Consider the following 15,222-nt stretch of genomic DNA (forward strand, 5'->3'; position numbering starts at 1 on the left):
ACTAGTGCAGCACCATAAGCGCACCGAGCCCCAAGCCGCCCACGAGAATACGCCACCAGCCGAAGAACGACAGACCGCGCCGCGAGATAAAGTCGAGCATGTAGCGCACGACGATCGCGCCGGTGATGAACGCCGCGATGAAGCCCAGCACGATGTGGCTGACATCGTCCGGCGTCAAAATCGACCAATTCTTGTAGAGATCGTAGGCAAACGCGCCGGTCATCGTCGGCATCGCGAGAAAAAAGGAAAACTCGGCCGCCGTCCGCTTATCAGCTCCGAGCAGCATGCCGCCGACGATCGTCGATCCTGAGCGCGAGACGCCGGGGATCATCGCCAGACACTGCACGAATCCGATGATCAGCGCTTTAAGCGGCGGGATATCCATCACGTCGACATATTGCGGCTGATAACGCATCCTGTCGACGACGAGCAAAATGATGCCGCCGATAACGAGTGAAATGCAGATGATCATCGGCGATTCGAAAAGGAAATCCTTAATAAATTTATGGGCCGCGACGCCGATGAAAACAGCGGGCAGAAATGCCAGCAGCACAGCGAACACGAAGCGCCGCGTCCGCGGATCGCTCGGGAAATCCACAGCTAAGCGCCAGAGCTTTGCGGAGTAGACCGTCAGCAGCGCCAAGATTGCGCCAAGTTGAATCAAAACTTCGAACGTCCGTCCCGTAGACGACACACCAAGAAGACGCTCCGTTAGCAGGAGATGCGCCGTCGAAGAAACCGGCAGATACTCCGTCAATCCCTCGATCAAGCCGAGCAATATGACTTGCCACGTTTCCATCGCTGCTTCCCCCTCGGGCTCATACAAAACGAGGGAGCGTTAGCAGAATTTCCAACAACTCCAAAGCGGTCGTTTGGCCGAGTTGCCATCGAATTGACGACACCACGTGTATAGTGCCGCCACCACTACGATCAGGAACGCTATGCCACTGCGCCTTACGCAATACCGTCTTTGTCCGCGATCCCGGTCTATCCGCCTGGCGCTTGCCGAATACCGCGTCGACGTCGAACTGTTCGAAGAAAAGCCCTGGGAATGGCGGCAAAGCTTTCTCGCCAAAAACCCTGCCGGAGAATTGCCTGTCCTCGAACTAGAGAACGGCCTGACGCTCTGCGGCGCTTATTCGATCTCTGAGTTTATTGCCGAAGACATGCCGTTCAGCGCCGACGGCGCTACCGCCGCGCCGCCAGCCCTCATCCCAGGCAACCGTGAAGACCGCGCAGAAGTCCGCAGGCTGATCGATTGGTACCAAGGCAAGTTCGATCGCGAGGTTACCCGCGAGCTACTGATCGAGAAGGTTTACAATTCGATGCGCCCGAGCGGCCCGATTGCACCCGATCCAGGCGTGCTGAGGGCCGTCCGCGCCAACCTCAAATATCACCTCTCCTACACCGGCTACCTCGCCGACTCGCGCCGGTGGTTATCGGGCGACGAGTTGAGCTTTGCAGACTTCGCCGCCGCCGCCCATATTTCGACGTGCGACTACCTGGGCGAAATCTCGTGGCACGACTATCCAGCCGTTAAGAATTGGTACCAGCGCATGAAATCGCGGCCTTCGTTCCGCACCCTACTGGGCGACCGCGTGCCTGGGACGGTACCGCCCCTTGCCTATTCGGATCTCGATTTTTAAATGGCAGTATGCCTGACGCCAGAAACGCGAGTTCCGATCACACTGAGATGCTCCGCGCCGAAGCGCAGAAGCTCGGTCTCGATGCAGTCGGCATTGCGCGGCTCACGTCCGACGCGCATCTGCCCGGCAGGCTCGCCCACTTCCTGAACGAAAAACGCCACGGCGACATGGACTGGATGGAAACCCACGCCGATCGGCGCGGCGATCCGCTCCGGCTCTGGCCTGAAGCGAAAAGCGCAGTCGTCTTCGGTCAATCTTATGCCCCGCCAACCAATCCGCTCGAAGCGCTCGATCACCGTTCGAACGCCGCTATCTCCGTTTACGCCAAAGGCCGCGACTACCACGACGTCCTAAAGAAGCGCATCAAATCTCTGGCACGCACTTTTGCCGAACGATCCGGCGCGGACGTCAAAGTCTTTGTCGATACCGCTCCATTGATGGAAAAACCTCTGGCCGCGAAAGCCGGTCTCGGCTGGCAAGGCAAACACACCATCCTCGTATCACGCGAGCATGGCGACTGGCTCTTTCTCGGTGTCATGCTGACGACGGCTGAATTGGAACCCGATGCCGAGATGACGGACCATTGCGGCTCATGCAGCCGATGCCTCGACATCTGCCCGACGAACGCTTTCCCAGCGCCTTATCAGCTCGATGCCCGCCGCTGCATTGCCTACCTCACCATCGAACACAAAGGCCATATCGCCCCCGAGTTTCGCACCGCTATCGGCAATCGTGTTTTCGGATGCGACGACTGCGCCGCGGTTTGCCCGTGGAACAAATTTGCCGGCGCTGCGACCGAAATTAAATACGCAGCGCGTCCGGAAACCGATAATCCGCCGCTCGCCGAACTCCTCGCGCTTGACGACGCGGCCTTTCGTCTGCGCTTCGCCGGCACGCCGATCAAACGCACCGGACGCGATCGCATCGTGCGAAACACGCTCATTGCGTCCGGAAACTCCGGCGACCGTTCGCTCCTCCGTCATATCGAACCGCTTCTTGCCGACGAGTCCCCTCTCGTTCGCGCCATGGCGGTCTGGGCAGCGCGGCGTCTCGCCGATACCAATGAACTGCACGCCCTGCAGCGCCGTTATCGAGATAGCGAACACGATCCTGAAGTCGCCGCCGAATGGATCATTCCAATGGAGGAACAAGCGGCATGAGCCGTCTTTTCTGTTTCGGACTTGGATACTGTGCCGCCGAGCTTTCCCGCCGCCTGTTGGCGCAAGGCTGGTCGATCGCAGGAACGACGTCGCACCCTGACAAGCTCCGAGGGCTGAAAGCGCAAGGCTTTACGCCCTTTCTTTTCGACGGAACATCGGCACCTGCCGATATCGCCGAAGCGCTCAAGTCGACAACACATGTACTGCTCTCTATTCCGCCCGACGCCGAAAGCGATCCAGCTCTGCGCTATTTCGGCGACGCCATCGCAGCCAGCTCCTCCATCACGTGGATCGGCTATTTTTCGACTGTCGGCGTCTACGGCGATGCCCACGGCAACTGGGTCGATGAAACGACCGAGCCCAACCCCGGAACAACGCGCGGTCAACGCCGCCTGCAGGCCGAAACCGGTTGGATCAACCTCGCCAGGAAAAGCGGCAAGTCGCTCGTCATCTATCGCTTGCCCGGCATCTACGGACCAGGCCGCAGCGCCATCGACCAATTGAAGGCTGGAACTGCACGGCGCATCTTCAAGCCGGGACAATTCACCAACCGCATCCACGTCGCCGATATCGCGACGGCTGTCGAAGCCAGCATGAATCTCGCGCCGGGAACGCATATCTTCAACGTTACCGATGATATGCCCGCGCCGCCGCAAGACGTGATCGAATACGGGGCCGAGTTGCTCGGCGTACCGTGCCCGCCGGCCACCGATCCGACGGACGAAGCGCTGTCGCCCGCGGCGCGCAGCTTCTACATCGAGAACAAGAAGGTCTCGAACGCACGCATGAAGACCGAGCTTGGCGTCAGACTGGCCTATCCGACCTATATCGAAGGCCTGAAGGCGATCGCCGGTCTTGCGCCGTGAAGTTTCTTGCAAATGGTCACATCATCTCCGCCATTCCGCCAGAATGGAGAATAATGGTCTCATCGTAGCCGTCGCGCATTGCGCGACGCGCACTTCGGCGAGATTGCCATGAAGCTTATAGTCTTTCTTGCCGCGTTGGCCGCAGTAACGGTATCCGCCGCTACGGCCCACGCTGAAACAGTCGATCCCGCGCAAGCCATCGCGCAGAAATTCTCAGACACGGACGCCGAGCCGCAGCAGCGGAGTTTCGCACGCCCCGGCGCAGACTACGAAGCCGACATGCTGGCGCGCGCCCAGGCCGAAGAATTGGCGCGCAAACAACAAGAAACAGAGCAAATGGCGGCAAAACCGGCCATATCGGAATCGGCACCGCAGTTTGTTCCATCATCCACAGTGTCTGCGCCACCTGTCGCGAAGCTCGCTGCACTGCCGCCGAAACCAGCCGCCGATTTGCTGCCCACACGCTCTGAACCCGCGCCGATGCCGACGCCACCCACGCGCTCCGCGGCAACCGTTCTTCTCGTTCTTGATCCCGATAACACCGGTCTCGGCTTCAAACCCGACCCGATCCTCTGCATCGACAATACCTGCTGGCTCTCGAACGGTTTTCGCGCCCCCGCGCGATCGCTGCCGCGCAATCAAGCCATGGCCTTGAGTGGTACGAACGACATGACGGCGGAATCCTGCAGCGGCAAATCGGGTTGCGTTTTTCGCAACGTCATCATTGATCCGATGCATCGCATCGACGTCATCGAGGTTGGCGAAGGCGGTGGTGCTTCATCGGGTGCGTACACCATCACCGCCGACAAAACCTGCCGCGTCGACGGCACCAGCTTGGCCTGCAGCAACGGCCTCGCAACTCAGAATTTTCGCATCTGGGTCGTGCCGGAAGCGCAAGCCGAAGCCGCAGGCGCCGTACGGCTCGAAAACACCCTTGCCGAAGGCCTTCCCGAAATCGACGTGACGTCGGCCAACGACAAATAGCTAGACCAGTTTATCGAGTTCCGAAAACAGCAGATCGAGATCCTGCGGCCGCGACAGTCGATGCTCGCCGTCCGCAATCTCGATCAGCTTGACCTTGTCGCCCGTCAAAAACGTCTTAAGTTCCCTCGTATGGGGAGCTGGCACATCAGGGTCTTGAAGTCCTTGCAAGATGACGATTGGGCGGCCCGGATCGAAAGATTCGCGCGCAAGAAGATGTTTGCGTCCATCCTCGATCAGTCTGCGCGTAATCAGATAAGGCGACGCATAGGCGGACGGCTGCCGGTAAGAGCCTGTGGCCATAATGTCGCGGCGCGTCTCTTCCGGAAAGCGCTTCCACATCAGTTCTTCTGTCATGTCCCAGGCCGGCGCGATCAGCAGCATCGCTTTGATGCGCGCAGCCTCTTGAGGCCGGTCGCGCAAGAGCCTCCGCAAAAGCAGAAGCGCAATATATCCGCCCATGCTCGAACCGATGATAACCTGCGGTCCGCTTGTTATAGTCGAGAAAATTGCGTCGGCCTCGTCGAGCCAGCGCCCGATGGTGCCGTCTTCCATGGTGCCGGACGAGCGCCCATGCGCCGAATAATCGAAACGTGTCGATGACAGTCCGCGCCCATCCGCCCATGCGGCGACGGCCGTCGCCTTCGTAGAGCCCATATCCGACATAAAACCGGAGAGCCAAAGTACTCCCGGTTCGCCTTTGGTGTGGTGGATAAACGCGATTTCCCGCACCTCCGTACCGACACCGACAGGAAGCATTTGCGGTTCAGAGCCCGGAATTTTATAGGAACTGTCCATCGTTGATCCCAACGAATCCCAATTGATGAGCTGAGATGACCAAGCCGTTGACCGTCCTGCAAGTAATACCTCGCATGCGAGCGGGCGGCGCCGAATTAGGATGTTTGCAGATCGCCGCTGCATTGGTCAAAAACGGACATCGGGCGCTGGTCGCTTCAGAGGGTGGTCCGCTCGCCGATCAAGTGGTCGCCGCTGGCGCAGAACATATCGTTCTGCCGCTCGCAACGAAGAACCCGATCGTTCTGACGCAGAATGCTTCTAAACTTGCCAGCATCATCCGTCGCGAAAACGTCTCGATCATTCATGCCCGCAGCCGTGCTCCGGCTTGGAGCGCGCTCCTTGCCGCACGACGCACCGGCATTCCCTTCGTCACCACTTACCATTCCGAGTATTCCGAGAAGGGTCGCATCAAGAACTTCTACAACAGCGTGATGGCGCGCAGCGACATGGTCATCGCCGTCTCGGATTACATGGCGCACCTCATTCGCACGCGTTATCACACGCCAGAGGATCGCATTGCCGTCATCCACCGCGCGTTCGATTCAGAGGTCTTCGATCCATCGAAGCTTACGCCCGAGAGACTGGCGGCGGTGCGCACGCTGCTCGATGCCGACGGCACAAAACCAGTACTGATGCTTGCTGGTCGCATTACACCGCGCAAGGCGCAGCACCATCTCGTTTCCGCTCTCGGTCTGTTGAAGCAGCGCGGCGCGCCGGATCTCGTTTGCGTGCTCGCAGGTGAAATCGAAAAGCCCGCATTCAAGGCTGAACTCGAAGCGCAGGCCGAACGCCTCGGCGTTGCGCATCAACTCCGCTTTCCCGGCCATGTCCGCGATGTCGCGGCCGCCTACGCGATCAGCGACATCGCCTTGAACATCTCCGAGCAGGAAGGTTTGCCGCGTGTTGCCATCGAAGGCCAGGCAATGGGCGTGCCGCTGATCGTTTCTGATACCGGCCCCGGACGCGAGGTCGCGCTGACCGAGCCCGATGTTCCGGCGAATGAAGCTACCGGACTGCGCGTCCCTTATGCAGATCCCGAAGCCGTCGCCAACGCCGTCGCCAAAATGCTGAGCTGGTCACCCGACGAACGCAAGGCCATGGGCGCACGCGGTTCGGCTCAGGTCAGGCGCCGCTTCACCCTCGACCAGCTCAAGTCGAAGACGCTCGCCGTCTACGAGCGCGTCATCGCGAGACGAACGTCGTCGAAGCAACGCGACAAAGAACCGACCGCAAGCTCGAAGTCGCGCTTGCCTGTTTCCTGCTTCATCATTGCGTTGAACGAGGCAGACCGAATCGGAGCCACCATCGCCTCCGTTCGCGACTGGGTCGACGAGATCGTCGTCATCGATTCCGGCAGCACCGACGGGACCCAGGCGATTGCCGAAGCTGCCGGCGCCAAGGTGATCTTCAATGCTTGGCCCGGCTTCGGCCAGCAAAAGCGCTTCGGCGAAGAGCAGTGCCGCAACGACTGGCTATTGAACCTCGATGCAGACGAAGTCGTAACCCCTGATCTGCGCCGGTCGATCGAAGCCATCTTCGAAAAAGGCCCGCCAGCCCAAAGCGTCTATGGCATGGCCGTCAAAATCGTCTATCCCGGCTGGACCAGACCGCGCCCAATAGCCAATGATCACTACTGCCTCCGGCTCTATGACCGTCGGCGGGTGCGCTTTGCAAACTCGACCTTGTTTGATTCGGTTGAGCCAAAAAACGAAAAGGTCGGCCACCTCCGCGGCACCCTCTATCACCATTCGATCCGGTCGCTGGAAGATCTGGCGCGCAAGTGCGACGAGCGCGCGACTTACAACGCCTTGAATTCAAAGCAAAAATCTCCAATCGAACTCAGCATCCGGACGGTGACTGAATTCCCCGCGCACTTTCTGAAATATTACATCGCCCGTGGTCACTTCACCGGCGGCTGGACCGGCCTCGGTTTTGCAGGAATTACGGCCTATTACCGCTGGCAGCGGATCCTGCGAATGCGGGAAAACCGCAAGTCAGCTGGCCTCATATTCTGACGGCTAGCCCCTGTGCCGACCTCTGTCGCGGCCCAACATGATTTCACCACCTGACGGTCATCTCCGCTTGACTTTTAGCGCCGAGTTACGAACTCTGCGCAATCGCGAAACTCTGGCCCTAGGCCGGAGCAATTGCATTTACGACGGTGGATAACGGAAACAGCAAGAGGAGCTTTTACCATCCGTAGACCTATGCGCCCCGAGCCTCAGAGCCGGGAAAACTCAGGGCCCCGCATCAACGACCAAATCCGGGCCCGAGAAGTCCGTCTCATTGATGAGAACGGCCAGAACGTCGGCGTAATTTCAAAATTCGATGCCCTTGCCCGCGCCGAGGACGCCGGACTGGATCTCGTTGAGATCTCGCCCGACGCTGAGCCTCCCGTTTGCAAAATTCTCGATTTCGGCAAGTTCAAATTCCAGGAACAGAAGAAAGCCGCCGAAGCCCGCAAGAACCAGAAGATTGTCGAGCTGAAAGAGATCAAGATGCGTCCGGGCATCGACGATCATGACTACGACGTCAAAATGCGCGCAATCAAACGGTTCTTCGAAGACGGCGACAAGGTCAAGATCACGCTGCGCTTCCGCGGTCGCGAGATGGCGCACTCGCAGCTTGGCATGGCGGTCTTGCAGCGCGTGAAAGCCGATACCGAAGCGATCTCGAAGGTCGAAAGCGAGCCGCGTTTCGAAGGCCGCCAGATGGTGATGGTCCTGGCTCCCAAGTAACCGAGCCCCAAGTGATCGGAAGGCGGCGGGGTCTCTCTTTTACCCCGCCCTTCGCGTCTCGGTCGGCCGGCCTACGACTTGCAGACGCACACGGACGGCTCTAGCTTGATCGGACATCTCGCGCCAGACGCCGGAGGCGCCGCATGATTGACGAGCAGCCGTTCGACTTTTCTCTTCTTGACCGCATCGGCGCACCATTCCGCCGCTTCGATGCGGGCGAAAAAATCTTTCTCGAAGAAGATGCCGGCAATGCCATGTACATGGTGCGCTCAGGCCGCGTCGACGTCATTACCTACGGGATCGTCCTCGAAAACGTCCGCGCCGGCGGTATTTTCGGCGAGATGGCCTTGATCGACGACGGACCGCGAAGTGCTGCCGCAATGGCCGCCGAGCCGACCGAGGTCGTCGCCATCGACAAGCCGACATTCCTTGCCGTCATTCGCGACGATCCGCAATTCGCCCTGAGGGTAATGGGCTTGCTCGCCACCCGTCTGCGACGGACGAATAAACAAATCTGAGAAAAATTCCCTGAAATGAAATCGCCGACGACCAAGTCCGGTCGCCGGCGTTTTTGTTTGAACGGCGAATACTCAGCAGCCGTGGCGCCACATGCAGCGGCGGAACCGCGGACCGCCCCAACCCCAGCGATCTGCGCAGATATGGCGCCACCGCCAGCAGTACCGGCGCCACGCAACAGGCGCCGCAAGCGATTGATTGGCTTCAATTCCTTTAAGAGGTGCGGGCGCGAACGTCGCCGCCTGCGGTGCGGAAGCCGCAGCAGTAACACCGATCGCAACAACGGACGCTGCCAAGAATGGTGCGAGACGCATGTTCAACTCCGTTTTTGTTTCTAATCGTGCCATAAGCGCTTACGTTTGTGCGCGTGCAGAATGTCCAATTTATTGGCTGAATGGTGACTGAACATCAGAAATACGGCGGATTATTCGAAAACTTCGAAATGCATCGTTGCTCGGCGGCTAGCGTCGCAATGACAAATTGGATCAATCTCAATCGAGATCGACAATTCCTAATGCGGCTAGCGAAATGAAGGTCGCAATCATGACGATGCCGACGACGACGACAAGCGCCGGATAGAACGCCGCGAACACAATACCCGCGCGCCAACCGGTGGTTGACCGCAAGCTGATGGCGGCCGTCGGAAGAGCTGCAACAAGAAGAATGGCAACAACGAACGGATCGAGTTTCATGGCCGAACTCGCAACGGGGGGGACACAAAAGCTTCCCCAGAATGCCATATCCCGACGTCTTCACCACTCAAGCAGGGGGAAATAGGCGCAATTGGAGGAAAACTGAACTTGCCGCTGAATGCCACCACACACGACTGAAACACCCGTCTCCGCTTGACCCGAGGCAAGCGGTCGGCTTGAAGCCGCGCTGCAAAATATCCATCCTCCGCCGACAACGACGAAAGCCTCGATCATGAACCCTAAGGTCCGCGAAGCGCTTCTCTATACGGGCGTAAATCTAAGCGCGACCATTATTGATTATATCATTTTCTTGACGCTGACCCACGCCTTCGGCTGGCCCATTTTGCAGAGCGTCATATCGTATTCGATCGCGACGATCGTGAATTACGGACTGACACGAACCTTCGTTTTCCGGCATGGCCTGTCGCCAAAGTCGGAGCATCGCCGCTTTCTCGAATTCCTCGCAACGAACGCCGTCGGGCTTCTCATCACGGCCGTCGTCATCTGGTTGACGGTTCACGAATGGGGCCTGAAGCCCTTCTTGGGCAAAACCATCTCCGTGCTAATCTGCTTCGTGACGCTCTATTACGTGCGCACGCAGATCGTGTTCGGAAAGGATCCCGACGGGCAGAGCGCAAGCTCACCGGAAAGCGGCACCGGCCGCACCTTTAGAAATTCACGTGCTGGATGACATAGCTTCCCGCCGCCGCGATGATGCCAGCTAGCAGCACGAACGGCAGCACCGATACGAGCACCAGCAAAAGCTCGACGAACGCTTTAAAAATCTGCTCGGCCGCCCTCCAGAGCTGGAAGAAGCCGCGGTAGAGCACATAGATAATCGCGATTACGACGATCGCCAGCACGACAATCTTCCAGATCGGCAGCGCTTGCCAGTTAGACTGAAAGATCGCGAACATCTGGCCAAACGACCACTGCCAGACCAGATCTACGAACTTGAAGATCGCCGTGATGCCCTGCTGGAGCAAATTGACGATCTGATCAACGATTTGCCTCACGCCCCGTCTCCCCTCGCGATTTCCCGCCCCACCAACGCATTAACCATGTACTTGGTTCGGTGGTATCCATACGGATTTTCGCGATAGGGCTATGAAAACCATCAGTCGGGATGCTTTTTTTCCGGCCCGCGTCGAAAAAGTTGCACTTTTCCCAACTCTTCCCTATAAACCGCCTCCAGAGCCGCCCGGCGAGGCATGCCGTGGCGGTTCTTATGCTTTTGAAAAACCAGCGGAAACCGCAAAAAGCATCCCTTCGCAGGAGAGTGCGGACATCTATCTGTCTGCACTTCGGACCGCAAGGTCCGTGGGCGCGACCGCGCCCCGCCGCTAGCGGCGCCCCGCGGAGGGCCAGGATACGAAGCGCGTCAGCGCAAGTGTCCGGCGCGGACCGTGACCGATAATTAGGATAAGCAAAATGCCTAAGTTGAAGACCAAGAGCGGCGCGAAAAAGCGCTTCAAGATGACGGGCACGGGCAAGGTCGTTGCGGCCCAGGCCGGTAAGCGTCACGGCATGATCAAGCGCACGGCGAAGTTCATTCAGAAGGCGCGCGGTACGGGCGTTCTGAACGATTCTGACGCCAAGATCGTCAAGAAGTACATGCCCTACAGCCGCTGAATTCTCCGGCGCTTGCAGCCGGCTCCGCGAAGCGGAGTCGCAAGCACCCAATAGAGAATCTCAGCCCACCCAATAAATCTTGAAGTTCTAGGAGCTATCCCATGGCCCGCGTCAAACGTGGCGTTACCGCCCACGCCAAGCACAAGAAAGTCATCAAGGCCGCGAAGGGCTTTTACGGCCGTCGCAAGAACACCATCCGCGTCGCCAAGCAGGCGGTTGAGAAGTCGCAGCAGTACGCTTATCGCGATCGCAAGCGTCGCAAGCGCAACTTCCGCGCCCTCTGGATCCAGCGCATCAACGCTGCCGTCCGCGAGCATGGCCTGACCTACGGCCGCTTTATCAATGGCCTTTCGAACCTCGGCATCGAAGTCGACCGCAAGGTTCTGTCCGACATCGCCATCAACGATCCGGCGGGCTTCAAGGCACTCGTCGACAAGGCGGCCGCTGCTGCCTCGTCGCCCGTCGCCAAGGCCGCCTAATTTCGGTTCGCCGAACCTCCATTATTGTCGCCCTCGGGCTTGTCCCGAGGGCCCATTCTGCTGCAAATCACCACGCGCGCCCGCGTGCTCCTTTTTCTACCGCGACATCAGCGGGGCCTGCGCATGGATCCTCGGGACGAGCCCGAGGATGACAATCTGCGAGGGCACGTCCCGCCTATGACCGACACACAAACGGATCTGACGAAACTCGAAAGCGAGCTTCTCGTCGAAATCTCTGGCGCAGCCGACCTCGCAACGCTCGATGCCGTCCGCGTCTCGAGCCTCGGCAAGAAAGGCCGCGTCTCCGAGCTGATGAGCAAGCTCGGATCGCTTCCTCCGGACGAGCGTAAAAGCTTCGGTCAGACGGTCAACGCTCTGAAGACGAAAGTTGCAGAGGCGCTCGATGCCCGCAAATCCGATCTCGAAGCCGCTGCCCTCGACGAACGCCTGAAGACCGAACGCGCCGACATTACGCTGCCGGTCCGCGTCGGCCCCGTTGCCTCCGGCCGCATCCATCCCGTCTCACAGGTGCTCGACGAAGTCGTCGAAATCTTCGCCGACATGGGCTTCTCGGTCGCCGAGGGCCCGGACGTCGAAACCGACGAGATGAATTTCGACAAGCTCAACATCCCGGCCGAGCACCCTGCGCGCCAGGATCACGACACGTTCTATTTCTCACCGAAGGCAGACGGTTCGCGCCTGCTGCTGCGCACGCACACGAGCCCGGTGCAGATCCGCACGATGGTCTCGCAGAAGCCGCCGATCCGCATCATCGCGCCGGGCCGCGTCTATCGTATGGACAGCGACCAGACCCACACGCCGATGTTCCATCAAGTCGAAGGCCTCGTCATCGACGAGACGACCCACATGGGCCATCTGAAGTGGGTGCTGCAGGAGTTCTGCAAAGCCTTCTTCGAAGTTGATGAAGTGAAGATGCGCTTCCGCGCGTCGCACTTCCCCTTCACGGAGCCGTCGATGGAAGTCGATATCGGCGCCGAGGCCATCGGCAAGCCGGGCCAATGGCTGGAAATTCTCGGTTGCGGCATGGTTCATCCGAACGTGCTGCGCAACTGCGGTCTCGATCCGGAAAAGTATCAGGGCTTCGCATTCGGCGTCGGCCTCGACCGGCTGACGATGCTGAAGTACGGCATCCCCGACTTGCGCTCGTTCTTCTCCGGCGACCTCAAGTGGCTCAGCCACTATGGATTCTCGATGCTCGACGTCCCGACCCTCGGCGGCGGGTTGTCGACATAAGGACGCAATAATGAAATTCACGCTCTCCTGGCTCAAAGATCATCTCGACACGGACAAGTCCGTCGATGAGCTGGCAACTGTCCTGTCTGCCATCGGCCTCGAGGTCGAAGGCGTCGAAGATCCGGGCAAGACGCTTGGAGCCTTCAAGGTCGCGCGCATCCTCGAAGCCAAAAAACATCCCAACGCCGACAAGCTGCAGATCGTGCAAGTCGAGATCGCCAAGGGTCAGCCGCTGATGGAAGTCGTCTGCGGCGCCCCGAATGCGCGCGCGGGCATGGTCGCGGTCTTTGCACCGCTCGGCACTTACATTCCCGGCTCAAAGATCACGCTCGAAAAGAAGCCGGTTCGCGGCGTCGTCTCGAACGGCATGATGTGCTCGGCCGCCGAGCTTGAGTTGTCCGAAGAAAGCGACGGCATTCTCGATCTCCCCGCCGAGTGGGCAGATAAGGTCGGCCAAGCCTATATCGACGTCGCCGGTCTCAACGATCCGATCATCGAAGTGAAGCTGACGCCGAACCGCCCCGATTGCACCGGTGTGCGCGGCATCGCCCGCGATCTCGCTGCGGCCGGCATGGGCACGCTGAAGCCCGAGCCGAAACTTGCGCCGCTCAACGAAGCTTTCGACTGCAAAATCCCGATCAAGCTCGAGTTCACAGCCGAGACGGCGAACGCCTGCCCGGTGTTTGCCGCGCGAACGATCCGCAACGTCACGAACGACGCATCTCCCGACTGGATGCAGAACCGGTTGAAGGCCGCTGGCCTGCGCCCCATCAACGCTCTCGTCGACGTTACGAATTACATCTCACTCGATCGCGGCCGCCCGCTGCACGTCTACGACGCGCACAAGATCAAGGGCGCGCTGCACGCTCGTCTCGGCAAGAACGGCGAAAAGTTCCTCGCGCTCGACGGCAAGGAATACACGGTCGACGACACGATGTGCGTCATCGCCGACGACACCGGACCGCTGGGCCTCGGTGGCGTGATGGGCGGCGAAAGCACCGGCTGCACGCCGGAGACCAAAGCCGTCCTGATCGAAAGCGCGTACTTCGATCCCCTGCGCACCGCCGCCACCGGCCGCAAGACCGGACTGGTTACGGACGCACGCTATCGCTTCGAGCGCGGCGTCGATCCGGCATCAGAACGCCCCGGTCTCGATCTCGCGACCGACATGATCCTGAAATTCTGCGGCGGCGAAGCCTCGAAAGCGAAAGTCGCCGGCAAGGAACCCATCGAGGAGCGGGTCATTGCGTTCGACTACGCACGCGTCGAGAAACTGTCCGGCGTGACGCTTTCCGAAGCCGAAATTACGAAAATCCTGAAAGCACTCGGCTTCACCATCACCGGCAATCCTAACGCAGCGAAGGTGACCGTTCCGACGTGGCGGCCGGACGTCCACGGCCCCGCTGACCTCGTCGAAGAAATCGTGCGCATCGCCGGGCTCGACCGCATCCCGGCAACGCCGCTTCCGCGCGCGGACGGCATCGCCCGCGCCGTTCTGACGGATAAGCAGAAGCGCGCCCGCCGCGCCCGCCGTCTTCTTGCGGCCCGCGGCTTCGTCGAAGCCGTGACTTGGAGCTTCATTCCGAAGGGCGAAGCTACGCATTTCGGCGGCGGCGCGGCCGAACTCGACCTCGCCAATCCGATTTCCGTTGAAATGTCCTCGATGCGTCCAGGGCTTTTGCCGGGGCTTCTCGCGTCCGTCACGCGCAATCGCAATCGTGGCGTCGCGGATGTTGCGTTGTTCGAGCTCGGTCAGGCCTATCGCGGTGAGAAGCCCGAAGACCAATACCTGAGTGCCGCTGGCGTCCGCGCCGGAACGGCGCATCTCTCAGGCTCCGGACGCAACTGGGACGGCAACGCCGCACCCGTCGGCGTATTCGACGTCAAAGCCGACGTCTTCGCCGCACTTGCAGCACTTGGAGTCGACCCGACCAAGGCCCAAATAACTCGTGATGCACCGCACTGGTATCACCCCGGCCGTTCCGGCGCACTCAAGCTCGGTCCCAAAACCGTTCTGGCATATTTCGGCGAGGTCCACCCGGCGACGCTGAAAGCCCTCGATGTCGAAGCGCCGGTCTCTGCATTCGAGATCTTTCTCGACGCTCTGCCGCCCGAGAAGAAGAAGTCGCGCGCCAAACCGCCGCTTACGACTTCCGACCTCTTGCCGGTCACGCGTGACCTCGCCTTCATCGTGCCCAAGGATGTACCGGCAGGCGACGTCATAAAGGCGGCCGCGAATTCCGATAAAGCCTTGATCAGGGCGGTGAATGTGTTCGACGTATTCGAAGGCGGCAGTCTCGCTGCCGAGGGCAAGAAGTCGGTTGCGATAGAGGTAACGATCCAACCTGCGACGGAAACCCTCACGGATCAGGCTATTGAAACGATCACGAAAAAAATAGTTACCGATGTTAAAAAGGCGACTGGCGGAGACTTACGCTCCTAAAGCCGCCGTCATGACAT

General features: G+C 59.7%; 16 protein-coding genes. 12 read left to right on the forward strand and 4 right to left on the reverse strand.

The window, feature by feature from the left end; genetic code table 11:
• Nucleotide 1: 1 nt before the first annotated feature.
• Nucleotides 2-799 (reverse strand): undecaprenyl-diphosphate phosphatase, encoded by a 798-nt coding sequence (locus RLW55_RS02495; RefSeq protein ID WP_409561989.1) that lies wholly within the window; start codon nt 797-799, stop codon nt 2-4.
• A 142-nt stretch (nt 800-941) separates the two neighbouring features.
• Between RLW55_RS02495 and RLW55_RS02500 the strand changes: the two genes are divergently transcribed.
• The 4 genes from RLW55_RS02500 (at nt 942) to RLW55_RS02515 (ending at nt 4,656) form a co-directional block, all read left to right on the forward strand.
• Nucleotides 942-1,646: a glutathione S-transferase family protein gene (locus RLW55_RS02500; protein ID WP_423415468.1), complete on the forward strand. Its 705-nt coding sequence runs from the start codon at nt 942-944 to the stop codon at nt 1,644-1,646.
• A gap of 8 nt (nt 1,647-1,654) precedes the next feature.
• The gene (gene queG, locus RLW55_RS02505) at nt 1,655-2,806 is read left to right on the forward strand and encodes a tRNA epoxyqueuosine(34) reductase QueG (protein ID WP_409561987.1); all 1,152 of its coding nucleotides are present in this window, start codon (nt 1,655-1,657) and stop codon (nt 2,804-2,806) included.
• Nucleotides 2,803-3,672 carry an SDR family oxidoreductase gene (locus RLW55_RS02510; protein WP_409561986.1) on the forward strand — a complete coding sequence of 290 codons (870 nt, stop codon included), beginning with the start codon at nt 2,803-2,805 and terminating at the stop codon, nt 3,670-3,672. The genes queG and RLW55_RS02510 overlap by 4 nt, the downstream gene beginning before the upstream one ends.
• 108 nt (nt 3,673-3,780) lie before the next feature.
• Nucleotides 3,781-4,656, forward strand: coding sequence for a hypothetical protein (locus tag RLW55_RS02515; RefSeq protein WP_423415469.1), 876 nt, complete (start codon nt 3,781-3,783; stop codon nt 4,654-4,656).
• Here RLW55_RS02515 and RLW55_RS02520 read toward each other — a convergent pair whose 3' ends face one another.
• Nucleotides 4,657-5,451, reverse strand: coding sequence for an alpha/beta hydrolase (locus RLW55_RS02520; RefSeq protein WP_409561984.1), 795 nt, complete (start codon nt 5,449-5,451; stop codon nt 4,657-4,659).
• 35 nt (nt 5,452-5,486) lie between these two features.
• Between RLW55_RS02520 and RLW55_RS02525 the strand changes: the two genes are divergently transcribed.
• The 3 genes from RLW55_RS02525 to RLW55_RS02535 all read left to right on the forward strand — a co-directional run bounded on the left by RLW55_RS02525 (nt 5,487) and on the right by RLW55_RS02535 (nt 8,707).
• Entirely contained in the window at nt 5,487-7,466 is a 1,980-nt protein-coding gene (locus RLW55_RS02525) for a glycosyltransferase (protein WP_423415470.1), read from the forward strand.
• 192 nt (nt 7,467-7,658) lie between these two features.
• Nucleotides 7,659-8,189: a translation initiation factor IF-3 gene (infC, locus tag RLW55_RS02530; RefSeq protein ID WP_013946013.1), complete on the forward strand. Its 531-nt coding sequence runs from the start codon at nt 7,659-7,661 to the stop codon at nt 8,187-8,189.
• A 143-nt stretch (nt 8,190-8,332) separates the two neighbouring features.
• Nucleotides 8,333-8,707: a cyclic nucleotide-binding domain-containing protein gene (locus tag RLW55_RS02535; protein WP_013946012.1), complete on the forward strand. Its 375-nt coding sequence runs from the start codon at nt 8,333-8,335 to the stop codon at nt 8,705-8,707.
• Nucleotides 8,708-9,196: 489 nt separating this feature from the next.
• Here RLW55_RS02535 and RLW55_RS02540 read toward each other — a convergent pair whose 3' ends face one another.
• Nucleotides 9,197-9,397, reverse strand: a complete 201-nt coding sequence (locus RLW55_RS02540; protein WP_013946010.1) for a hypothetical protein — start codon at nt 9,395-9,397, stop codon at nt 9,197-9,199.
• A gap of 232 nt (nt 9,398-9,629) precedes the next feature.
• Between RLW55_RS02540 and RLW55_RS02545 the strand changes: the two genes are divergently transcribed.
• Nucleotides 9,630-10,088, forward strand: coding sequence for a GtrA family protein (locus RLW55_RS02545; protein ID WP_423415471.1), 459 nt, complete (start codon nt 9,630-9,632; stop codon nt 10,086-10,088).
• On the opposite strand, the gene RLW55_RS02550 is transcribed toward RLW55_RS02545, so the two are convergent.
• Nucleotides 10,066-10,413 carry a hypothetical protein gene (locus RLW55_RS02550; protein ID WP_013946008.1) on the reverse strand — a complete coding sequence of 116 codons (348 nt, stop codon included), beginning with the start codon at nt 10,411-10,413 and terminating at the stop codon, nt 10,066-10,068. The genes RLW55_RS02545 and RLW55_RS02550 overlap by 23 nt on opposite strands.
• Before the next feature lie 415 nt (nt 10,414-10,828).
• On the opposite strand from RLW55_RS02550, the gene rpmI reads away from it, so the two are divergent.
• From rpmI to pheT, 4 genes are all read left to right on the forward strand, one after another.
• Nucleotides 10,829-11,029 carry a 50S ribosomal protein L35 gene (gene rpmI, locus RLW55_RS02555; protein ID WP_013946006.1) on the forward strand — a complete coding sequence of 67 codons (201 nt, stop codon included), beginning with the start codon at nt 10,829-10,831 and terminating at the stop codon, nt 11,027-11,029.
• A 101-nt stretch (nt 11,030-11,130) separates the two neighbouring features.
• Nucleotides 11,131-11,508: a 50S ribosomal protein L20 gene (gene rplT, locus RLW55_RS02560; protein ID WP_013946005.1), complete on the forward strand. Its 378-nt coding sequence runs from the start codon at nt 11,131-11,133 to the stop codon at nt 11,506-11,508.
• Between the two features lie 177 nt (nt 11,509-11,685).
• Nucleotides 11,686-12,762 (forward strand): phenylalanine--tRNA ligase subunit alpha, encoded by a 1,077-nt coding sequence (gene pheS / locus RLW55_RS02565; protein WP_423415472.1) that lies wholly within the window; start codon nt 11,686-11,688, stop codon nt 12,760-12,762.
• A gap of 10 nt (nt 12,763-12,772) precedes the next feature.
• Nucleotides 12,773-15,205, forward strand: a complete 2,433-nt coding sequence (pheT, locus tag RLW55_RS02570) for a phenylalanine--tRNA ligase subunit beta (RefSeq protein ID WP_423415473.1) — start codon at nt 12,773-12,775, stop codon at nt 15,203-15,205.
• Nucleotides 15,206-15,222 lie beyond the last annotated feature (17 nt).

Source organism: Hyphomicrobium sp. B1, assembly GCF_049532635.1.
Classification (GTDB): domain Bacteria; phylum Pseudomonadota; class Alphaproteobacteria; order Rhizobiales; family Hyphomicrobiaceae; genus Hyphomicrobium_B.